This window comes from Polycladidibacter stylochi, from assembly GCF_001562055.1.
GTDB classification, from domain to species: domain Bacteria; phylum Pseudomonadota; class Alphaproteobacteria; order Rhizobiales; family Stappiaceae; genus Pseudovibrio; species Pseudovibrio stylochi.
This window is the reverse complement of sequence record NZ_LLWE01000027.1, coordinates 148,367-169,587: the sequence shown is the minus strand read 5'-3', so window position 1 is coordinate 169,587 and position 21,221 is coordinate 148,367. Positions and strand designations below refer to the sequence as shown.

Genomic DNA, 21,221 nt, shown 5'->3' with positions numbered 1-21,221 from the left:
AGGCAGATTAGAACGATTGCCTATCATTTGACGTATTCATCACATAAACGCATCGCAATAAAAGCAAAAACGGTTAGGCTCCTACCCCAATCTAGGTCAATGTCAATGTCAATTCCTCATGCGCCAATAAGCAGGGCGTCCCATTCCGCTACAGCACAGTGGATAGAAACAGCTAAAAGCAGTCTTGAAACCGAAAACAAAGCCATGAATGAGCTGCTGGCAGCAATGGACAACCAATTGGCTGAACCATTTATCCAGGCGGTTAAAACAATAGCTGATTGTCAAGGACGCGTGATTATATCTGGGATTGGCAAGAGTGGACATGTCGGCAATAAAATAGCTGCAACGCTGGCCTCAACAGGCACCCCTGCCTTCTTTGTCCACGCAAGCGAAGCCAGTCATGGTGATTTAGGTATGATAACCAGTGACGATGTCATCATTGGTATTTCCTGGTCGGGAGAAACCCAAGAACTGTCGAGCCTTTTAGCTTTTACGCGTCGTTTTCGCATTCCACTCATCGCCATTACTTCAAAAGCAAACAGCTCTCTTGGTAAAGCTGCCGATGTAAAGCTGATATTACCTAAGGTAGAAGAATCTTGTCCACATGGCCTCGCCCCAACCAGTAGCACTCTTATTCAGATGGCAATTGGCGATGCACTTGCTGTAACCCTTATTAAAGCACGTAATTTTTCTGCCCAAGATTTTAAAGTCTTCCACCCTGGTGGTAAATTGGGTGCAAACCTACTCACCGTAGCTGACATCATGCATACAGGCAGCGCCATTCCCCTTATCAAACAGGGGGAACTAATGCGCGAGGCCATTATTTTGATGACACAAAAGGGCTTTGGTACTGTCGGTGTTATTAACGATGATGGCCAACTCACCGGTATTGTCACTGATGGTGATTTAAGAAGGCATATTAGCTCAAACTTTCTTGACCTTACTGTTGACAAAATAATGACCGTAAATCCGACTGTTATTAGCAAGGATGCATTACTTGCCTCCTCTTTAGAGCTCTTGCAGTTCAAAGCCATCTCATCATTATTCATTGTCGAAGATAATAGACCCGTTGGTATAATACATCTACACGATCTACTGCGTGTTGGTGCACTTTGATCACTTGGCATCGACCCATTGCTAAATGATAGGCTTAATATGCGTGTCTTTTAAAATCCTTGGGTGGTTTTCAAAGATACGCAAATCGGCGGTAAGCTGCACGTTTGTTGCATTATTTCCAAACGAAGTCGCACCCTCAAAAGCAAATAAAATATTCAGCAATTAAATTTTAACATATCCTACAAGTGCAGCTCAATGATTGAAAACTGTTGCTATCCGGGGAAATAGAGAGGGTATTTTAGCTAGGCAAACATAAATGCCGTTGCGAACTTCCATGTTATTAATTAGTTATATTTAATGATTGTGCTATCAAAGCCATCAACTACTAATAACATTTGGGCAAGAATTGTATGGATCTGGCAACCATAATCGGAATTATATCCGCATTTGTCGCTGTAATTGCTTCAATTATCTATGGCGGCTCACTCATACAGTTTTTCGATACCCCCTCGTTTCTTATAGTTTTTGGTGGTAGCTGCGCTGCAACCATGGTGCGATTTCCGCTACAAGATATTTCCAATGCGATCAAAGTGGGCTCTCGTATCGCATTCACCCAAAACAAAGTTGACCCGAGAGACTTGATAGATGAATTGGCACATTTAGCTGACGTGTCGAGACGGGAAGGCCCTTTGGGACTGGAGAAAATAAGCTCCGATGATCCCAATCTGCTTAAAGGTATTCAGTATATAGCCGATGGTTATGACTATGCTGTGATCCGCGATAATATGGAACGCGAACGCGATCTTTACTTAATGCGCCTAACAGAAGGGCGAAGATTTTATAAATCCATGGGCGATGCCGCGCCAGCCTTTGGCATGATTGGTACATTGATCGGCCTTGTGAATATGCTGGCTACGATGGATGACCCCGCCACGATAGGCCCATCAATGGCTATTGCTCTTTTGACAACACTCTACGGTGCGCTCGTTGCCAACATTATATGCCTTCCGATCGTTGATAAGCTAGATGCCAAACTTGATGTAGAAGAGTTAAATCAAACGCTTATTATAGATGGAACCCTGCAAATACGCGAAGGCAAAAGCCCCAGCCTCATTCGTGAAATGCTTTTAGCCTATATCCCGGATCACAATCGGGAGCTTCCAAATGAAAGCGCGGCATAAATCGCCAGAGGTTCGTTAAATGGCACGCAAAAAACCCCAGGACAATCCCGGCGCTCCGATTTGGATGGTCACATTTGCTGATCTAATGTCTTTGCTTGTCTGCTTCTTTGTTCTCATCATCTCTTTTTCTGTACAAGACAAAGAAAAGCTGCAGGTTGTCGCTGGCTCCATTAAGGATGCATTCGGCGTTAAACAAGTTGCCAAACGCGCTGGCGTTTTGGAAATCGACGGTCTGCCCCTTCGCGATTATATGAAAGACCTCACGCAAGAACAGCAGGAAACCGATTCAGATTTTGCAAGCGAAGCCCATGAAGAACGCCGCAAACAGGGGCCTGAGGCAAATACTTACGATACAGTCAAAGCAAAAATTGAAAAGCCGCGCCAATTCGCAACAGCAGCTGTTTCTTTACGCCAAGCCCTACAAGAGATGCCGGAATTAGCCGAAATTTCCAGCAATCTTATCGTTGAGGAAACAAAAGAAGGCTTGAATATACAAATAATTGACCAAGAAGGACGATCCATGTTTCCTGAAGGGTCAAAATACCCCTATGAGATTACCCGCCGCCTCTTTGCAGCCATCGCGCCTGTATTAGCCCGCCTTCCAAACCCTATAAAAATAACAGGTCACACCACCTCTGGCCAAATCTCGCTTTCCCCTTCCGAAACAGGCTGGGAGCTATCAGCGGCAAGAGCAAATGCCACCCGGCAAATACTTTCTGAGTATGGTGTACCGGATAATCAGTTTTATGCTGTGGTTGGGAAGTCGGACAGCGATCCTATTTTCCCCAACGATCCTTATCTGGCTTCAAACCGACGGATTTCAATACTGCTGATGTCACAGGCACCGCCCCTTCCCCCTGGGCGCACCCCCTAACAAGCCTAAGCACACGCACGCATAAAAGGAAAGACAATAACAAGTAAGTAAAGAAGGGCAGCACACTCTGCCCCTCTCAGTATTCGGATGTTTCGTGCTAGGAAGGCACCTCTTCATTAGCAGCTTGAACTTGCAGCACCGTCGAGGATACTTCGCTAACAACAACCTTACTGCCAGCAGGTAGATCAGGCCCTTCGATACGCCACACCGTATCATCAATACGCAAGCTACCACGTCCCATAACGATTGCTTCATCCAAAATGAAGCTTCTTCCTACATAGCGGCTGCCACGAACATTTAAATGCGGGTCTCCCTCATCCTTTGAGGAGCGAGAAAAATACTTACGCCCCCCATATAGTGTGAGAATAGAAAGCAGACCAAAAAGCAGCAGTTGCCACTGCCAACCAAACTCAAACGGGATAAAGCTTAAGGTTAGACCAAGCAGAAATGCTGCAGCACCGAACCACAGCAAGAATGCCCCAGGTGCTGCAAGCTCTAAAAACATGAGAAGCAGCCCTGTTCCCAACCAAAACCAGTTATCATCTATAGTGATCGGTAGGCCTAAGCTTTCCATTAGTCATCCCCGCCTCTACCAACACTAGGGACACGGCCAGAACCACGCGCTTGTTTTCGTTCTTCTGAAAATGCTTCCTTCGTAATTTCGGCAAGTCCTGCGAGCGAACCAATCATGCTACTCGCTTCCATTGGCACAATAAGTGTTTTTTGGTTATTTGATTTTGCGAGTTCCCCAAAAGCCTCAACATATTTATTGGCAACGAAGTAGTTAATTGCCGACATATCACCTTTGGCAATCGCCTCGGAAACCATCGCGGTAGCCTTGGCTTCTGCCTCGGCAGAGCGCTCGCGTGCTTCAGCATCCCTAAAAGCAGCTTCCTTGCGACCTTCAGCTTCAAGTATCAACGACTGCTTAACACCTTCTGCCTTGTTGATTTCGGCTTGCTTGTCGCCTTCTGCTTCAAGAATAGCAGCGCGCTTCTCACGTTCAGATTTCATCTGACGTGCCATTGATTCCACCAAATCAGCCGGAGGAGTAATATCCTTAATTTCAATGCGGGTCATTTTTACACCCCACGGCTCTGCGGCAGCATCGACCACGTGAAGCAGCTTCGCATTGATCATATCGCGGTTGGAAAGCAATTCATCCAAATCCATCGAGCCCATGACACTACGAATATTCGTCATGGTAAGATTCAAGATTGCATTTTCAAGTCCAAGCACTTCATAGGAAGCACGCGCCGCATCCATCACTTGGAAAAAAGCCACCCCGTCAACAGCAACCGTGGCATTGTCCTTGGTAATGACTTCCTGTGTGGGAACATCAAGGACCTGCTCCATCATATTAACCTTACGGCCAATACTATCAATGAATGGAATAATAATATTTAAACCTGGCTTTAATGTAGTGCGATATTTACCAAAGCGCTCCACCGTATAGTTAAAGCCTTGCGGCACCATTTTTGCACCCGCAAAAACGGTAAAAATGATAACAGCTACCAGAATAAATAGCGTTATGTTTATACCCATTAAGTCCATATGTTACCTCACCCACTTATAAACTATGCAATATAATTATTCGATTTCGCTTTACTGACGTAAAGAAACAAACTTAGGACAGCCTAACACGAATGTACGCAACAACTAAATAAAGTTTTCTACGGTTTGCGCTAATCTAGAGTTAAACGACAAGGTAACTTAAACCCAACCAGACAATTCATTACGAATGACAGACTCAAGCACTGATAGACCATTAGGGCTGTCATTCAAACAAGGGATATGGGCAAAAGCCTCACCACCATTTTCAATAAAGATCTCTTTCCCTTCACCTGCAATTTCTTCAAGTGTTTCAAGGCAATCCGCCACAAAACCAGGGTTCAGAACCGCAATTTTCTTTATCCCTTGCTGAGCAAGCTGTTCAATGGTTTTATCCGTATATGGCTGCAACCACTCCTCAGGGCCAAAGCGTGACTGGAAAGTAATACGTAGCTTCGTTTCATCCCAATCAAGCTTTTCACGCAGCAATCGCCCCGTTTTCAAACAGTGGCAGTGGTATGGGTCACCTTTTTTGAAATAACTCTGCGGTATACCATGAAATGAAGCCAGTACCACTTCAGGTTCAAAGTCCAATTCTGCTATATGGTTTTTTATTGAAGCCGCAAGTGCATCAATATAGGCAGGTTCATCATGGTAAGGTGGCACTGTACGCAATGCCGGTTGCCAACGCAGTTTTAGCAGCTCTTTAAATACCACGTCATTTACTGTGGCAGTGGTTGACGCTGAATATTGCGGATACAATGGAAACACGAGCAGGCGCTCACAGCCTTGCGCCCGTAATTCTTCTAGTTTACTTGCAATTGAAGGGTTACCATAGCGCATAGCCCAGTCAATAATCAGCGTATCTCCCAAATCTTCGAGTTTTTTTGATAATTGCTGTGATTGGCTGCGCGTAATCGTACGCAGCGGGCTCTCATCAAGTGTCTCATTCCAGATTTCCCGATAAGCAGCGCCAGACTTTTGGGGGCGCCGGTTCAAAACAATGCCGTATAATATTGGGTACCATAGCCACTTAGGCCATTCGATAACCCGCTTATCGGTTAGAAATTCTTCAAGATATCGCCGCATAGACTTGTAGTCTGTTGCATCGGGCGTTCCCAGATTTACCAAAAGAACCCCAACACGCCCCGTCTTGATATCAGGGTGTGTAGCCCCCTCACCATTTGGCAGATTCTGAACAGACATCAGCGATAAGTTATCAATCTGGTGCTCTTTTGTGGTTTTTAAAGTATCGCTGGTCTTTGGCATTGTCTCTCCGATTGCTGTTAGAACAGCTACAATCTAATCGTACCAAGCAATAAGGCCAATAGGCCCCGAAAACAAATCGGGGCACTTTCGTTTATTATATAAAATACTAAGCCGAAATCAGAGATTCCCAACAAATAACAGCTGTGCAAAGTGAGTAGATCGTAAATTCAGTCGATCACACAGCTTCCAGCTCACGTTTGTCTACAATCACTTTGCCATCATCTGGTAAGCTGCCTTGTGCCACCAAAGTCACATCACCGCGCAGCCCAGTGTGCTTGTGCAAAGCTCCTGCCAGCTCTTCAAGCGTAAAATCGACCCTCGGGCCGGTCTCTGCTTCAAGTAGCATATGATCTCTTTCATCAACTCGCGTTACAATCAGGCGCGCTTGAATAATACCCTCAAAGCTTTTCCGTAGGCGTTCAATTTGCACCGGATCAACAAACATCCCTTTGACTTTTGTGCGCTGGTCAGCACGGCCCAGCCAACCTTTTAAGCGCATATTAGTGCGCCCACACGGTGATGGACCATGCAAAACAGCCGAAAGATCACCGGTCGCAAAACGCAGCAAAGGGTAAGCACCGTTCATCTGTGTAACAACAAGCTCACCAACACCGCCGCTCTCCAATGGCTCCCCACTACCAGGGCGAACAATCTCCACCAGGATATCTTCATTAACGACCATACCCTCAATGCCTGTTGTCTCATAGGCAATCACACCCAAATCAGCCGTGGCGTAGCATTGTTTTATCTCAATACCTGCATCTAAATAATAATCTCGCAAGCTAGGGTATAAAGCGCCACCAGATACCAGTGCTTTTTTAAAACAGCTTACATCAATACCAAGTGCCCGCCCCTTCTCGAGTAAAACCTTCAAGTAATCAGGGGTACCGGTATAGATGCGCGGTTGATAGCGCTCAATAGCTGCCAATTGCGCTTCACTATTTCCCGTTCCAGCAGGGAAAACGACAGCACCTAGTGCTTGTGCCCCACTATCGAGGATAAACCCACCTGGTGTCATATGGTAGGAAAAGCAATTAAATACGACATCGCCAGCACGCACACCCGCCGCATATAAAGCCCGGGCACTATTAAACGGATCAACCTTTTTTTCCTGCGGTTCACAAATAGGCCCCGGCGACATAAACACCCGTGACAAGCTATGATTTGGGTTCAAAAGCCCCCCAAAAGGTCCATGGTTTTCTTGAAGGGCCATCAACTCGCTTTTACGTAAGATTGGCAACTGAGCCAATGCTGTACGATTTGCGGGCCAACGCGCTTCAACGTCACGCAAATGCGCGGCCCAAGCAGGGCTAACACGGCAAACTTCCTCGAGTTTGTTACCAAGTCTTGCAAAAAGCGCGGCTTCACGCTCCTCATTGCTCAAGCCTTCACGAGCCTCATAATAATCTGGTTGCATTCTCTCCCCCAATACCACTTAGAACCAGCGAAAAGAGGCAACCAGAAACCACAGGGTTAAAGCTGCGAACTTAACGCTTGTTATTGTTGCCCCACAGCATCAACAATGCCACCAGAGCAACCTTCTTTCACGTTTCTTGACTGTATGAGCAAATCTCCCAGCGGGGTTCCCTCTTCAATGAAGCCACTGATAAACAATCGCAGTTCGCTAATTATTTTCCGGCCATCATCTGTTTTGCAAACCACTTCCACCCGGGCCCCAGCGCCAGTGCCAAATGCATTATCAAACGCTTCTCGAATATCGTTTGTACTTACAAAACCGCCAATGCGTTTCTCGAACAGTGCTTGCACTTCAGAACGGTTAACCTGATCAAGTAAATCTAGAGACTCTGCATAATATTCTTCCTCAGAGCTGCCATAGCATGTACCGTGTTTAATCCACTCATGGCGGTGTAAAAACGATGTAACGCCCGGCATTTTTTCGCTTAATTCCTCACGCGTAGCTTCATCTAGTGTGAGCTTGGGTAGGCTCTGCCAAAGTCTATCCTTATCAAGCTTTTGCAGTTTTTTAGAAACGCCGCAAAACACATTGGAGCGTGGCTGTGGCCACAAACCATGCAAAGTGAAGTTGGTTGCATCAAAACGAAACTCATTCTGGCTCTGGCATTCTGGCTTTGAGGGGCGGATTTCGCAAAAACCTGGCTGCCAACTGATAGCTAACACATACTCTGGCCCTGCCTCTGTTGGCGCGGGTACCTTCACCTCCCCCTTGTCAACATCAACAACAACCGGGTTCCCGTTTCCTCCCCGGGTGGCTGCAGTGTTATTGTCTGGTAAGGCCGTTGCCCCAGAGCCATCAGCTGGCACCACATGCTGGCCGCAAGTTACGGGCACCCAACGCATTTTTGGTTTTGCCCCATGAACCTCGATAAAATAATGGCTCGCTGCTGGCTTATTCTTGCCTTTAATCAAGTAGGCTTTTTGCGGCTCTAGCAAAATACTACCAGGATTGGTCTTCTTTTTGATGGACTGAACAGCTGCGCATTTGTCATGAGCTATAAAGTAACCATCAAGTTTAACCTGAGCGAACGCGCTGACTTGCCCTAGTAAAAACCAGCCCAACAATACTGCAAGTGCTTTAAAACCCATCATAACCTCCGGTGCTGCAGACATTAAGCAAAACTATTCTTAACCTACAAGCAACCCGTTATGTTTCAATGACAAATACCTGCCAGTTTTAACCAGTCACCCCCATGAATATTTACTATTGATTTATGCTAGCCAGCGTTTCCGCCTCTTATAATGTTTTACATCCTTGAAAGATTTTCGCCCTTCACCACCAACACCTAGATAAAACTCTTTCACATCTTCGTTTTCGCGCAAAACCTCGGCTGGCCCATCCATAACAATGCGACCTGCTTCCATAATGTAGCCATATGTGGCATAGCGTAGCGCCACATTGGTGTTTTGCTCGGCAAGCAGGAAAGATACCCCCTGTTGCTCATTGAGCTTTTTCACGATCTCGAATATCTCTTCCACCAATTGCGGTGCCAGCCCCATGGAGGGTTCATCGAGTAAAATCATTTCAGGTCGGCTCATAAGTGCGCGCCCTACTGCACACATCTGCTGTTCGCCACCAGATGTATAACCGGCTTGTGAGCGTCTGCGCTCACGTAAACGCGGAAAGTAATCATAAACCATCTCCAGATCACGCTTGATCGCCCCTTGGCCATCTTTGCGTGTGAAAGCCCCCGAAAGAAGGTTATCCTCGATACTTAAATGCCCGAAGCAGTGCCGGCCTTCCATCACCTGAATACAGCCACGCTTGACCTGCTCATTGGCAGAAAGTGCTTGCACCTGCTTGCCTTTAAACTCGATGGTGCCTTTGGTAACATCACCGCGTTCGGCCGCCAGCAGGTTGGAAATTGCTTTTAACGTGGTGGTTTTTCCCGCACCATTTGCACCCAATAGTGCCACAATGCCCCCTTTGGGCACCGTTAAAGAAACACCTTTCAGCACGAGCACTACATGATCGTAAATCACCTCAATATTATTTACGCTCAAGATGCTTTCTACCAAACTGTTGTTTTCACTCGGTTCTGTTTGCAGCCGACTTGTGCTTACCATTGCTTTGCTTTCACTTAATACCCAAATAATTGCTTAAACTTGTGCTTTCTTTCATTGGGTTCGGAAGCTATTTAAGAACGCCTTAAGGCACCCGAACCCACTTGCTAGGCGAGTTTACTCACAAGCAAGCCCATCACGCCCTGGCCAAGGTGCGTTATTTTTGGCGTATTCCTTGGCTTTTTCTTTTTCAATTGGCTCGATCTCGGAGCGGTCCGGCATCAACAAATCGCTCACCTTAGCAAACTGCTCGCCATTCCATTCCAGCATCCAGGCCCCGCCATGGCCGGTATGGTTATCGCAGCTCATGGAAAATGGTGCGACCATACCCAGCATGCCAAGTTCTTCCAAACGTTTGCCATCCAGCTTCAGGTTCTCAATCCCCCAACGCATTTGCTCAGGAGTAATTTTCGCTATCTTGAACTTCTGCTGCGCTGTGCGAATTGCTTCGGCCATAAACATGGACATCACCACCCCGCGTTGATAGAAGACTTTGTTCAAATCATCTTCAGAACCAATCATCGAATTGCCTTTGGCAACCACATGACTGCGGATATCCTCGATAACAGAGTATTTCCCGGGTGCATTCCAGCTAATGGATTTATACCCCTTCGCTTTACCACCAAGAGGGCGCAAATCATCATCAGAGCCTGACCACCAAACACCCACAAGCTTATCCATTGGGTAGCGGGTTTTAACAGCTTCGGTAAGTGCACCCGCATTCATGGCACCCCAGCCCCACATAATCACAAAATCCGGACGTTCACGGCGGATTTGCAGCCATTGAGCCGACTGGTTTTGCATTTCCTTCAAGCCCACAGGAATGGGAAGAAACTCAAAACCATGCTTGTCAGCTAGTTTTTCGATGAGCGGAATAGGCTCTTTGCCAAATGGATGATCCAGATGCAGCAGTGCAATCTTTTTGCCCTTTAAATTGTCCAGATCACCATCCGAGATATATTGCAATATCATCGATGCGCCATCCCAATAGGACACTGGAGGGTTAAACGCCCAAGCAAAAGTATCCCCATCCGACATGGGCGAGAAACCATAACCTGTTGCTAAAATCGGCACTCGGTCCACATTGGTTCGTGGCAGAACCTGCAAGGTAATGCCGGTCGACCACGGCTGGGTCACAATGGCATTGCCCTTGGTCTTTTCGTAACACTCCATCCCCTTATTCGTGTTGTAAGAAGTCTCACACTCATCAAAGTTGATTTTGATACCGCCAATGCCCCCATCACGAGCATTGAGCATTTCAATGTAATCTCGCTGCCCGTTCATAATCGGAATACCGGTTGCAGCAAACGGGCCGGTTCTGTAGGTCATATTTGGCGTGTAAAGTTCATCCGCCTGTACCGCCGTAATACCTAATCCCAGGGCAACAACCCCCGCAGCAAGACAATTCATTCCTTTAATAGCCATTTACTTCTCCTCCACTCGATCGGGCATTGCCCTAAGTTTATCGCTTCCAGCTCCCCTGCCGCTTCACGCGGCCTATTAATGCGGAAACGGCCATATAATCAGCTTCTCGCGGATCAAAGCCCAAAGGCGTGCCAGCCCGTGCGGTTCCACGATGAGAAAGAAAACAATCAGTGCCCCGACAATCATCACATTGATATGCTCAAGCGTGGCCGAGTTAATCTCCAGCCCCAACACACCGGGCAGCAGGTTCAACAACACCGGCAGGGCCACAATCAACAACGCCCCTAAAAAGTTGCCAATAATTGAGCCAAGACCGCCAATAATCGCGATAAACAACACCTTGAAACTAAGTGGAATATCGAAGAGGTTCGGTTCTGCGGCCCCTTTCCAGAAAAACACCAGCAGTGCACCGGCAATGCCCACAACATACGAGCTCACCGCAAAGGCAGAGAGTTTGGCCCGCATCAAGTTAATGCCCACCAGCTCTGCGGCGATATCCATATCGCGCACTGCTTTCCAAACCCGACCAAAGCGCCCACGAGTGATATTAATCATGGCAAAAGAAACGACGGTCACGCACACCAACACAAAATAGTATTGCGTTATCGGGGCTGCATTGGGTCCGGTGATCACAAGGCCGAAAAACTCGTGTCCCTTCACCTCAATCGCCCCAGAGGCATTGAAGTTGTAAAGCCATGCCCATTTTTCAAATAGCCACACAAGGAAGAACTGCGCGGCCAATGTGGCAATTGCCAGATAAAACCCCTTGATCCGCAGGGAAGGCAAACCAAAAGCAACCCCAACAGCTGCTGAAAAACACCCCGAGAGCAGCAAGGCAACAACAATATTAACCTCAGGGAAAATGCTGGTGATTTTATAGCAGGCGTACGCCCCGACCCCCATAAAACCAGCGGTTCCTAAAGAGAGCTGCCCCGCATAACCGGTCAGTATATTCAGCCCCATTGCAGCAAGGGCATAAATCAGCACCGGCACAAGCAACGCTTTATAGGTGAACTCGGAGGCCATCATAGGAAAGGCCACATAAAACAGCGCTAATATGAAGGCCAGGAGTATGGCATCCTGTTTAACAGGAAACAACGCCATATCACTTTCATAGGAAGTCTTAAACTGTCCCGAAACACGGTAAAACATAGAACCCTCCTAAACCCGCTCGATAATACGTTCGCCAAACAACCCTTGCGGACGGAACAGCAACACAATCAAGGCAAGAATGAAGGCAAACCAGGTTTCTGTATTGCCGCCAAATAGCGGCTGCCCCCAATAGATTTCAAAGATTTTCTCTAATAAACCAATGGCGATACCACCGATTATCGCACCAGAAACAGATTCCAGCCCGCCCAGCATCAGCACCGGTAATGCTTTATAGGCAATCACCTCCAGCGCAAAAGAAACCCCCGCACGCGCACCCCAGACAATACCGGTAGCAAGGGCAATGACACCGGCGATAAACCACACCAGCACCCAGATTTTGGAAAGCGATATACCCACAGAAAGGGCCGCCTGGTGGTCATCCCCCAAAGCGCGGATTGCCCGCCCCATAGCGGTTTTGTTCAAGAACAATAACAGGCACAGCACCAACAAAACGGCCATAATCACTGCGGTAAGGTCTTTTTGCTCGATCAAGACAAAACCACCGAAAGGAAAAAACTCAATACTACCTGTTGGAATACCAAGCTCTGCTGTGATCATGGCTTTGTTTTCGCCGCCAAACACAAATTCGCCAAAGCCGATCAGGAACATGGTCACGCCAATAGAGGCCATGAATAGGATGATATCCGGCTGCCCCACCAATGGGCGCAGGACCACCCGCTCTACGCTCAATGCCAGCAAATACATAACGCCTAACGTTAATGGAACAGCCAGCCATGCAGGTACGCCGTTTTCATGCAGTCCCACCAAGGTAAGAGCTGCAAAAACCACCATGATACCTTGGGCAAAATTGAAAATACGCGATGATTTGAAAATCAGCACAAACCCCAGTGCAATCAACGCATACAACACACCGGAAACCAGTCCTTCCCACAGGACTTGCAAAAAGAAATCCGGTGCACTCACAATCTGCACAAACGGATCCGCAAATATTTGATAAAGTGTTTCCAAAACTATTCCCCCCCGCGCACACCAAAAGCGGCACGCAACAAAATACCGTTAATGCGACACACCCAGATACGCATCGATAACGTCTTGGTTCTTTTGAACTTCCTCTGGCGAGCCATCGGCAATTTTACGGCCGTAATCCAGCACAACCACCCGATCCGAAAGGTCCATCACCACGCCAATATCATGCTCGATCAAGGCAATGGTGGTGCCCAATTGTTCATTGACATCAATGATAAAGCGGCTCATGTCCTCTTTTTCTTCAAGGTTCATGCCTGCCATTGGCTCATCAAGCAGCAGCAGGTCCGGCTCCATAGCCAAAGCCCGCGCCAGCTCCACCCGCTTTTGCAAGCCATAGGGTAGCTTGCCCACCGGTGTGCTGCGGATATGGGCAATTTCGAGAAAATCAATGATCTCCTCCACCTTACGACGGTGCGCAATTTCCTCCCGTTGCGCCGGGCCGTAATACAGTATTTGCCAAAACATATTGCGTTTCATACGGGTGGTACGCCCGGCCATAATGTTGTCCAGCGTCGACATTCCCTTAAACAACGCCACATTCTGAAATGTACGGGCAATGCCATGGCTCACCGCTAGGTGCGGCTTCATTGAGCGGCGCTGTGATCCACGAAAAGTAATCACCCCTTCTTGCGGTTGATAAAACCCGTTTATTACATTCAGCATGGACGTTTTTCCGGCCCCATTGGGGCCAATAATGGCGCGAACTTCACCTCGCTTGATGTCAAAGGAAATGTTGTTAATTGCTTTCACCCCACCAAACGAGAGCGAAACATTGGCCAAATCCAGCAGGGTTTCCCGCTCTTCAGCTTTTTGCAACCCAATTGAACTGGCAGTGATATCGGCCGCTTTTTCAATCACACTCATGCCGCATCCTCCAGTTGCCCACTCAAGGGTTTAGCCGCATAAATATTGGCGTCGCGTATTTCCACATTACCTTCAACAGAGCCGCTCCGGCCATCTTCAAACGTCACAGTAGTCACCACATGCTTGCGGGTAGAGCCATCGTACAAAGCCTCAATCAACGGTGCGTAACGCTCTGCAATGAACTTACGGCGGACCTTTTGCGTTCTGGTCAGCTCACCATCATCCGCATCCAACTCCTTATGCAAAATCAGGAACCGCTTGATCTGCGCCCCACTCATCAGGCTTTCCTCGGCTAAATCTCGGTTTACCTGATCCACATGCGCTCCGATCATCTCGTAGACATCGGGGTGAGCGGCAAGTTCTTGGTAGGATGCATAGGCAATATTGTTGCGCTCGGCCCAATTGCCAACCGAGGTCAAATCGATATTGATAAACGCAGTTGCAAAACCGCGCTGGTCACCAAACGCCACCACCTCTTTAATATTGGCAAAGAACTTCAGCTTGTTTTCGATGTACTTAGGTGCAAACAACGCCCCGCTTGTCAGCCGCCCCACATCTTTCGCCCGATCAATGATTTTTAAGTGGCCATTTTCAAGGAACATACCGGCATCACCCGTATGTACCCAACCCTCGGCGTCTTTGGTCTCGCGCGTGGCCTCCTCGTTTTTATAATAGGCTTTAAAGCTGCCCGGTGAACGGTAAATCACTTCGCCATTTTCGGCTATTTTGATCTCAACACCGGTAAACGGCACCCCAACGGTATCGCTGTAAATCTCTCCATCCGGCTGCAAGGTAATAAAAACACTGGATTCCGTTTGCCCGTAAAGCTGCTTAAGGTTCAAGCCCAGCGAACGGTAAAATTTGAAGATCTCGGGGCCAATTGCTTCACCAGCGGTATAGCCCACCTTCAGGCGCGAAAAGCCCATCTGGTTCTTGAGCGGCCCGTAAATACAAAACTCGCCCAATGCATATAACAGCCGCTCGGAAAGCTTGACCTTTTCGCCATTGAGTAAACGTTCACCCACCCGTTCGGCAACCTTTAAAAAGTAATGGAACAGTGCACGCTTCGTTGGGCCTGCATCTTCCATTCGCACTTGAATGTGGGTTAGCAATCCTTCGAATACCCGTGGTGGTGCGAAAAGGTAGGTTGGCGCAATTTCCTTGCGGTCGGCCAACACCGTTTCCGCCCCTTCCGGGCAATTCACACAATAGCCAGCACATAGGGCCTGCGCATAAGAAAACACATGGTCGCCCACCCATGCCATCGGTAGGTAAGCAAGGGTATCCTCGCTTGAATCCAGCCCGTCAAACGCGTTCGCATTTCGCGCCGATACAACAAGGTTATCGTAGGTAAGCATCACCCCTTTGGGACGTCCCGTCGTGCCGGATGTATAAAGCATCACCGCCACATCGGCCCCGCTTTGGCCTGCAAACCCGGCTTCCCAATTGGTGCTTAACATGGGGTTTTCTTGAATAAGCGCACGGCCAATGCCTTGGATATCGGTAATTGCGTGTAAATGGCCGTGGTCATAATCACGCAGACCGCGCGGATCATCGTATAAAATATGCTTCAACTTGGGCAGCTGGTCGGAAATCTCTAAAACCTTGTCAACCTGCTCCTGGTCCTCCACCACAGCAACGCTCACATCGGCATGCTCCAGCACATAGACCATTTCTTCGGCAACCGAATCGGCATAAATCGGCACAGGCACACCGCCCAGCGCCTGCACTGCTGCGATAGACCAGTACAACTGCGGCCGGTTTGCCCCCACAATGGCAACTTTTTCTCCGCTGCGAAATTTGAGGTGCTGTAATCCAATAGAAAGAGCCCGCACCTCTTCCAGCACTTCCCCCCAGTTCCAGGTAATCCAGATTCCCAAATCCTTTTCGCGCATTGCCGGCTTATCTTTAAACACCGTCGCATTTGCTAATAAGACTTTTGGAAAGGTATCACCAAAGTTGACCGGCTTTTGCGCCATGCCACAGTCCCTCCCACAATCAAACAATAATCAGCCTTAAAAGGCCAATGCACATTTGCACTGCTCTCCTACATTAAAGCGCAAATGGCATTGGCACTTTCAAGCCTCCCCCCTTCACTCAAAAGGCTGGCCTCCCTCCAACCCTCTGCAGGCTCATTGAACCCTAGCAAAAGTGATAGGTGCCCTTCATTTCTCCATTATGAGAAGATTGCTACGAAATGTTTCACTCACTAATCAAGAACAATAAAATCAATATCTTAAACAGATATATCTCAGACCATAGTATGATAATGACCAAGAAAATTCCGACCCAAGAAGGCAAAAACCCGGAGCTAGATCTCCTACAGGCAGCTTTGAATCACATAAATCAGGGGTTTTCTGTCTTCGACAAAGACCTGAAACTTGTTGCTTGGAACAACGCTCTATTTGACATGCTCGATTTTCCAACCAGTCTAGGAAGACGTGGCACCCATATCTCCGAATTTTTGCGTGTCAATGCTGCACGCGGTGAATATGGGCCAGGTCAGATTGACGAAATTATCGCCAAACATGTTGCCATAGCCTATAAGTTTAAATCCCATGCATTCGAACGCGTACGCCCTAACGGTCAGGTCATCGCCATTCGCGGTGGCCCCTTGCCTAACGGTGGTTTCGTTTCAACTTATTCCGACATTACCCGAGAACGAGAGACCCAGTTAAAGCTGGAACGCACGGTAGAAGAGCGCACCCATGCCCTACGCCAAAGTGAAGACTGGTTACGCTTGGTCACCGATAACCTTCCGGTTATGATTGCCTATATCGCCCCCGGGCTAGTCTACCGCTTTGCCAGCGCACCCTACGCCAAGTGGTTTGCCCGCACGCCCGCTTCCATATATGGCCAAAAACTGGAGGAAGTTGTTGGCCCAGACCTTTTCCAAATCATGAAACCCCACGCCCAGCGGGCGCTTGCTGGGGAGTTGGTGGTTTATGAGTACTGCAAGAGTGATAAAAACAATCAAGACATCCACATGCGTTCCACCCTCGTACCAGACAGAACGAAAGATGGACGAACTTTAGGTTGCTTTGTGCTTTCGTTTGATGTGACAGACCAAAAAGAAAGCGAGGCCAGACTATTACAAGCACAAAGAATGGATGCTGTCGGCCAACTCAGCGGTGGGCTTGCCCACGACTTTAACAACCTACTCTCGATTATAATTGGCAATGGCCTCACCCTGCGCCGGAAACTTGCGCAAGGACCGCTTAGCCAACTACAGGCAGAACAATACATCAACCCAACGCTAGAGGCTGCCGAACGCGGTGCAAATCTAACACGGCGCCTACTCTCCTTTGCCACTGGTAATCAGTTTGAAGCCACTAACGTTTCACTCAATACAGTCCTGCAAGAAACCGCTAAGCTTTTGGCCGGTTTTTTGCCGCAGACCATCGCTCTTTTTGTCTCGGCTCCCCCCCCCGCATTACAGGCCCATGTGGACCCAACCCTACTTGAAAACGCACTCATCAACCTAGCTGTTAATGCCAAAGATGCCATGCCCGAAGGCGGCACGATTGAAATCAAACTCGAGCATGTCAAACTGGGCCATGCAAGCGCTCAAAAGCACGAGATACCAGCCGGTGATTATGCCCTCTTTCAAGTATTGGATACGGGCAGTGGCTTCACAAATACGGTGAAATCGCAAGCATTTGACCCCTTCTTTACCACCAAGGATCATGGAAAAGGCAGTGGTTTGGGGCTAGCCATGGTTTACGGTTTTGCCAAGCAATCCGGTGGGGCCATTACCTTGGCGAACCGCACAAAAAAGGGTGCCCTGGCATCGCTTTATCTTCCTTGCCGGTTATCTTCCCCACAGGGCCAAACGGATAAAGCAAGCGCTCAAGCCTTACCACCAATGGGGAATGGACAACTCATTGTAATAGTTGAAGATGAAGCTGACCTTGCCCATGTACTGGCCGAGCAAGTAACCGAGCTGGGTTATAGCGCCATAATTGCCAATGATGCGCAAGACGCTTTGAGTTTAATTGCTACGAGCGATCAAATCGCTGCAGTACTTACCGATGTTCTTATGCCAGGGGGCATGAGCGGGCTTGATCTTGCCCACGAGCTTAAACAAAGGGCGCCGCATATCCGACTAGCACTCATGACAGGCTACAATCCGGAGGCCAGCAAATTGAACGACCCGACAATACCACAATTGCTCAAGCCGTTTTCTATTGATAGCCTTGCCAAACTATTGCAGGAGATGCTTTAGTGACCAAAACCGCTCCTTTATTTCGCCCAAAGTCGCAATTTCATGAGAGCGATGCTCCACAAAGCATAAAGTCCGCAGACCATGTTTTTTTGGTAGAAGACGACCCGCATATCCGCGCTATTTTGTGCCAAACACTCAAAGACTACAGCTTCCGGCCCACGGCTTTCGCCAGTGGTATAGAGCTTCTCGACCACCTGGACCATAAAAAGCCATCGCTTATCCTGTTGGATTTGGGGCTACCGGACGTGGACGGCATGGCACTTATCGAGCGTATTCGTCAACGCTCCAATGTACCCATTCTTGTTGTCAGCGCTCGTGCCCATACCTCTGATCGTGTCATGGGGCTAGAACTTGGTGCCGACGATTATTTGTGTAAACCATTTGACCCGCGCGAGGTCATCGCCCGCTTGCGTTCGTTATTACGCCGTACCCAACCACCAAAAAATGAAACCATTACAGATAACCACCACACAGCCACTTTCGCTGGGTGGACATTCATACCCAGCTCACAGCAGTTATCTGCACCAGATGGCGAAACCAGCTTTCTTTCGACCGGAGAGGCTGCCCTGTTAAACGCCCTTCTTGATTCACCCGGTCGCGTGCTGTCTCGCGATCAGCTGCTAGACTATTGCGGCGGTGATGAAAGCCTTGACCGCTCTATTGATGTGCGCATTTCCAGAGTCCGCAAGAAACTCTCTATAAAAGGCCGTCCGCCACTTATCCGCACCGTTTACGGCTCCGGCTATATGTTTACGACCACAGTAGAGTGGCAATAGCCTCAATCTCAAAGCCAGTGCTTTCGGCATTTTCCGACAAAATCACTTCGTAACTCAATACAAAAAGGGCAGCACACTGGCTGCCCTTTTCATTCTCTGTCAATTCATATGGAGTTAGCCATAGATCACTTTTGGCAACCATGTTGCCAGCGCCGGGAAGTACCAAAGAATTGCAAGCATCAGTACCTGGATCAATACAAACGGTATGATACCCATATAAATATCCATGGTGCGGACGCTTGGTGGTGCAACCCCGCGCAAATAGAACAACGCAAAGCCGAACGGTGGTGTTAAGAACGATGTTTGCAAGTTTACTGCCATCATCACACCGAGCCATGCCGGATGCATCGGCTCGCCATTGGGCATTTCCAACATCAACAACACCGGCGCCACAAGCGGTACCACGACGAATACGATTTCGAGAAAATCGAGGAAGAAGCCGAGCACAAACATCACCAGCATCACCGCAATAACTGCACCCAATGCACCGCCAGGCAGGCCGGTTAATGCTTCCTGCACCAGCTCTTCACCACCTAGATCGCGGAAGATTAGCGAGAAGAAGGTGGCACCGATCAAAATCACAAACACCATACAGGTAATTTGAGTGGTGGAGCGCATCACAGAAACCAGCACATCACCTTTCAAGACACGGCGAAGGGCAATAACCATGCCGTATGCCAGTATAGCGCAAAGCACAAAGGCGACATAAATACCAGCTTGGTCGGTTGCTGAAATTTCGTTGCGGGCAACACGCAGATCCATGTTAGCGGTCATGAGCAGCAATACCAGCAAAGAAAGCACGGCCCCGTAAATAGGCCACGGACGATCCATATTCATGCGATAACCTGCCAACAACAGCGCTCCGACAGCCCCCACAGAAGCGGCTTCAGTTGGTGTTGCAATACCCATCAAAATCGAGCCAAGGACGGCAATAATCAGACCAACCGGTGGAACGAGCGCATGTAGAACCTTGCTCACGGTTGGTGCTGCTTCGCCCTCCTTAATTTTCATCGGTGGCGATTTATGCGGCTGGGTAAAAGCAACAAACAACTGATAGGTGATATATAGCCCCACCAGTGCCAGCCCTGGCAATAAAGCACCGGCAAACAAATCACCAACAGAAAATGGCTCAGGAGACCAGTTGCCCAGCTCGCGTTGCGCCGTCTGATAGGCGTTGGAAAGCTGATCGGCCAAGAAAACAAGAACAATGGAAGGGGGAATAATCTGCCCCAACGTACCGGAGGCTGCAATGGCCCCACAAGCGATACGCGGGCTATAGCCATTGCGCAGCATGGTAGGTAGGGATAACAGGCCCATAGTCACCACAGTTGCACCCACAATACCGGTTGAAGCGGCCAACAACGCGCCCACAATCGAAACGGATATGCCCAACCCGCCCGGCATGCGACCAAACAAACGGCCCATGGTCTCCAGCAATTCTTCAGCAACCTTTGAGCGCTCAAGCATCACACCCATAAAGATAAACAGGGGCACCGCAATAAGCGATTCGTTGCTCATCGTACCGAAAATACGGCTTGGAATGGCACCCAATGTTACCGAACCGCCAAACAACACGGAAATAGTTGCAAAAATAAGAGCAACACCGGCAAGGGTAAACGCAACCGGAAAGCCTGCCATGAGGAAAACGCAGGCAACCGCGAACATGAGAATGTCAAGTGTATGTAAAATACCGTCCATGGCAGTTATTCCTGCTCAATCCGGAAGCTGGCAATCGCTTCCTTATCGCCGCTCAGGGCGTAAAAACAACGCAACACAATGGCAAGACCCTGCAAACCCATCATCACAGCAAAGGCAATAATCGCACTCTTGAGTAGGTAGCGCCCTTGAATGCCTGAGGTTTCGGCCGAGCCTTCCAGAATTGACCAAGAAGTGCCCACATAGTCCCAAGAAACCGCTACAATTACACAACACATAGGAATGAGAAGGAAAATAGAGCCCAGCAAGTCAACAATTGCTTTGGTGCGCACACTGGCGTCACGGTAAAAAATATCAACACGTACATGACCATCCACACTCAAGGTGTAGGCTGCTGCCAGCATAAACAAAAAGCCATGCATATAAGTAATGGATTCTTGCATCCAAATAGAGCCAATGCCGAATACATAACGCATCAGCACCACAGTAAACTGTACAAGAACAATGCCTAGAGTTAGCCAGGCACACGCGCGGCCAATGCCGCCATTCATAGTCCCAATGAGTTTCATCAGGGCGCGCATACTCGCCTCTTATAGTTGCACCTCTCCAACGGCCTCACGCCGTGAGCGCGCAAACAAGCGAGCTGTTGCATGAACCAGGAAAGA

Annotated in this window: 18 protein-coding genes; 5 read left to right on the top strand and 13 right to left on the bottom strand. The window is 48.5% G+C overall.

Annotated elements, in window-relative coordinates; genetic code table 11:
• Nucleotides 1–105 precede the first annotated feature (105 nt).
• From AYK67_RS12020 to AYK67_RS12010, 3 genes are all read left to right on the top strand, one after another.
• The gene (locus AYK67_RS12020) at nucleotides 106–1,116 is read left to right on the top strand and encodes a KpsF/GutQ family sugar-phosphate isomerase (RefSeq protein WP_068087294.1); all 1,011 of its coding nucleotides are present in this window, start codon (nucleotides 106–108) and stop codon (nucleotides 1,114–1,116) included.
• Between the two features lie 350 nt (nucleotides 1,117–1,466).
• Nucleotides 1,467–2,237 carry a motility protein A gene (locus AYK67_RS12015; protein ID WP_068086970.1) on the top strand — a complete coding sequence of 257 codons (771 nt, stop codon included), beginning with the start codon at nucleotides 1,467–1,469 and terminating at the stop codon, nucleotides 2,235–2,237.
• Between the two features lie 19 nt (nucleotides 2,238–2,256).
• Nucleotides 2,257–3,111, top strand: coding sequence for an OmpA/MotB family protein (locus AYK67_RS12010; protein ID WP_068086969.1), 855 nt, complete (start codon nucleotides 2,257–2,259; stop codon nucleotides 3,109–3,111).
• A gap of 97 nt (nucleotides 3,112–3,208) precedes the next feature.
• Here the strand turns inward: AYK67_RS12010 and AYK67_RS12005 are convergent, their stop codons facing one another.
• From AYK67_RS12005 to AYK67_RS11955, 11 genes are all read right to left on the bottom strand, one after another.
• A complete protein-coding gene (locus tag AYK67_RS12005; protein ID WP_068086967.1) occupies nucleotides 3,209–3,685 on the bottom strand; it encodes an NfeD family protein in 477 nt (158 codons plus the stop codon).
• Nucleotides 3,685–4,665 (bottom strand): SPFH domain-containing protein, encoded by a 981-nt coding sequence (locus AYK67_RS12000; RefSeq protein WP_068086964.1) that lies wholly within the window; start codon nucleotides 4,663–4,665, stop codon nucleotides 3,685–3,687. The genes AYK67_RS12005 and AYK67_RS12000 overlap by 1 nt, the downstream gene beginning before the upstream one ends.
• A gap of 159 nt (nucleotides 4,666–4,824) precedes the next feature.
• Complete coding sequence (gene hemH / locus AYK67_RS11995; RefSeq protein WP_068087289.1) at nucleotides 4,825–5,868, bottom strand: ferrochelatase; 1,044 nt, start codon at nucleotides 5,866–5,868, stop codon at nucleotides 4,825–4,827.
• Between the two features lie 238 nt (nucleotides 5,869–6,106).
• A complete protein-coding gene (locus AYK67_RS11990) occupies nucleotides 6,107–7,348 on the bottom strand; it encodes a phenylacetate--CoA ligase family protein (protein ID WP_068086961.1) in 1,242 nt (413 codons plus the stop codon).
• An 80-nt stretch (nucleotides 7,349–7,428) separates the two neighbouring features.
• Nucleotides 7,429–8,520, bottom strand: a complete 1,092-nt coding sequence (locus AYK67_RS11985; RefSeq protein ID WP_206597537.1) for a ribonuclease T2 family protein — start codon at nucleotides 8,518–8,520, stop codon at nucleotides 7,429–7,431.
• A 99-nt stretch (nucleotides 8,521–8,619) separates the two neighbouring features.
• A complete protein-coding gene (locus AYK67_RS11980) occupies nucleotides 8,620–9,474 on the bottom strand; it encodes an ABC transporter ATP-binding protein (RefSeq protein WP_068086958.1) in 855 nt (284 codons plus the stop codon).
• Between the two features lie 114 nt (nucleotides 9,475–9,588).
• Nucleotides 9,589–10,896 (bottom strand): ABC transporter substrate-binding protein, encoded by a 1,308-nt coding sequence (locus tag AYK67_RS11975; RefSeq protein ID WP_068086956.1) that lies wholly within the window; start codon nucleotides 10,894–10,896, stop codon nucleotides 9,589–9,591.
• A 75-nt stretch (nucleotides 10,897–10,971) separates the two neighbouring features.
• Nucleotides 10,972–12,048: a branched-chain amino acid ABC transporter permease gene (locus AYK67_RS11970; protein WP_068086954.1), complete on the bottom strand. Its 1,077-nt coding sequence runs from the start codon at nucleotides 12,046–12,048 to the stop codon at nucleotides 10,972–10,974.
• A gap of 9 nt (nucleotides 12,049–12,057) precedes the next feature.
• Nucleotides 12,058–13,017, bottom strand: coding sequence for a branched-chain amino acid ABC transporter permease (locus tag AYK67_RS11965; protein WP_068086945.1), 960 nt, complete (start codon nucleotides 13,015–13,017; stop codon nucleotides 12,058–12,060).
• A 48-nt stretch (nucleotides 13,018–13,065) separates the two neighbouring features.
• Complete coding sequence (locus tag AYK67_RS11960; protein ID WP_068086942.1) at nucleotides 13,066–13,899, bottom strand: ABC transporter ATP-binding protein; 834 nt, start codon at nucleotides 13,897–13,899, stop codon at nucleotides 13,066–13,068.
• Entirely contained in the window at nucleotides 13,896–15,878 is a 1,983-nt protein-coding gene (locus AYK67_RS11955; protein WP_068086940.1) for an AMP-binding protein, read from the bottom strand. Before AYK67_RS11955 ends, AYK67_RS11960 begins: the two co-directional genes overlap by 4 nt.
• Before the next feature lie 290 nt (nucleotides 15,879–16,168).
• Here AYK67_RS11955 and AYK67_RS11950 point away from each other — a divergent pair, with 290 nt between their 5' ends.
• Entirely contained in the window at nucleotides 16,169–18,124 is a 1,956-nt protein-coding gene (locus AYK67_RS11950) for a PAS-domain containing protein (protein WP_208976286.1), read from the top strand.
• Nucleotides 18,124–18,900, top strand: coding sequence for a response regulator transcription factor (locus AYK67_RS11945; RefSeq protein WP_208976285.1), 777 nt, complete (start codon nucleotides 18,124–18,126; stop codon nucleotides 18,898–18,900). The genes AYK67_RS11950 and AYK67_RS11945 overlap by 1 nt, the downstream gene beginning before the upstream one ends.
• Nucleotides 18,901–19,014: 114 nt before the next feature.
• Here AYK67_RS11945 and AYK67_RS11940 read toward each other — a convergent pair whose 3' ends face one another.
• Nucleotides 19,015–20,598: a TRAP transporter large permease gene (locus tag AYK67_RS11940; RefSeq protein WP_068086935.1), complete on the bottom strand. Its 1,584-nt coding sequence runs from the start codon at nucleotides 20,596–20,598 to the stop codon at nucleotides 19,015–19,017.
• A 5-nt stretch (nucleotides 20,599–20,603) separates the two neighbouring features.
• A complete protein-coding gene (locus AYK67_RS11935; RefSeq protein WP_068086934.1) occupies nucleotides 20,604–21,137 on the bottom strand; it encodes a TRAP transporter small permease subunit in 534 nt (177 codons plus the stop codon).
• Between the last annotated feature and the right edge of the window lie 84 nt (nucleotides 21,138–21,221).

What these genes read in the sequence shown, in the direction of transcription:
- AYK67_RS11940 (WP_068086935.1), bottom strand. Translation starts at nt 20,598, where the DNA reads ATGGACGGTATTTTACATACACTTGACATTCTCATGTTCGCGGTTGCC.
- AYK67_RS11960 (WP_068086942.1), bottom strand. Translation starts at nt 13,899, where the DNA reads ATGAGTGTGATTGAAAAAGCGGCCGATATCACTGCCAGTTCAATTGGG.
- hemH (WP_068087289.1), bottom strand. Translation starts at nt 5,868, where the DNA reads ATGTCTGTTCAGAATCTGCCAAATGGTGAGGGGGCTACACACCCTGAT.
- AYK67_RS11970 (WP_068086954.1), bottom strand. Translation starts at nt 12,048, where the DNA reads ATGTTTTACCGTGTTTCGGGACAGTTTAAGACTTCCTATGAAAGTGAT.
- AYK67_RS11935 (WP_068086934.1), bottom strand. Translation starts at nt 21,137, where the DNA reads ATGCGCGCCCTGATGAAACTCATTGGGACTATGAATGGCGGCATTGGC.
- AYK67_RS11985 (WP_206597537.1), bottom strand. Translation starts at nt 8,520, where the DNA reads ATGTCTGCAGCACCGGAGGTTATGATGGGTTTTAAAGCACTTGCAGTA.
- AYK67_RS12020 (WP_068087294.1), top strand. Translation starts at nt 106, where the DNA reads ATGTCAATTCCTCATGCGCCAATAAGCAGGGCGTCCCATTCCGCTACA.
- AYK67_RS11990 (WP_068086961.1), bottom strand. Translation starts at nt 7,348, where the DNA reads ATGCAACCAGATTATTATGAGGCTCGTGAAGGCTTGAGCAATGAGGAG.
- AYK67_RS12005 (WP_068086967.1), bottom strand. Translation starts at nt 3,685, where the DNA reads ATGGAAAGCTTAGGCCTACCGATCACTATAGATGATAACTGGTTTTGG.
- AYK67_RS11980 (WP_068086958.1), bottom strand. Translation starts at nt 9,474, where the DNA reads ATGGTAAGCACAAGTCGGCTGCAAACAGAACCGAGTGAAAACAACAGT.
- AYK67_RS12015 (WP_068086970.1), top strand. Translation starts at nt 1,467, where the DNA reads ATGGATCTGGCAACCATAATCGGAATTATATCCGCATTTGTCGCTGTA.
- AYK67_RS11955 (WP_068086940.1), bottom strand. Translation starts at nt 15,878, where the DNA reads ATGGCGCAAAAGCCGGTCAACTTTGGTGATACCTTTCCAAAAGTCTTA.
- AYK67_RS12000 (WP_068086964.1), bottom strand. Translation starts at nt 4,665, where the DNA reads ATGGACTTAATGGGTATAAACATAACGCTATTTATTCTGGTAGCTGTT.
- AYK67_RS11975 (WP_068086956.1), bottom strand. Translation starts at nt 10,896, where the DNA reads ATGGCTATTAAAGGAATGAATTGTCTTGCTGCGGGGGTTGTTGCCCTG.
- AYK67_RS12010 (WP_068086969.1), top strand. Translation starts at nt 2,257, where the DNA reads ATGGCACGCAAAAAACCCCAGGACAATCCCGGCGCTCCGATTTGGATG.
- AYK67_RS11950 (WP_208976286.1), top strand. Translation starts at nt 16,169, where the DNA reads ATGACCAAGAAAATTCCGACCCAAGAAGGCAAAAACCCGGAGCTAGAT.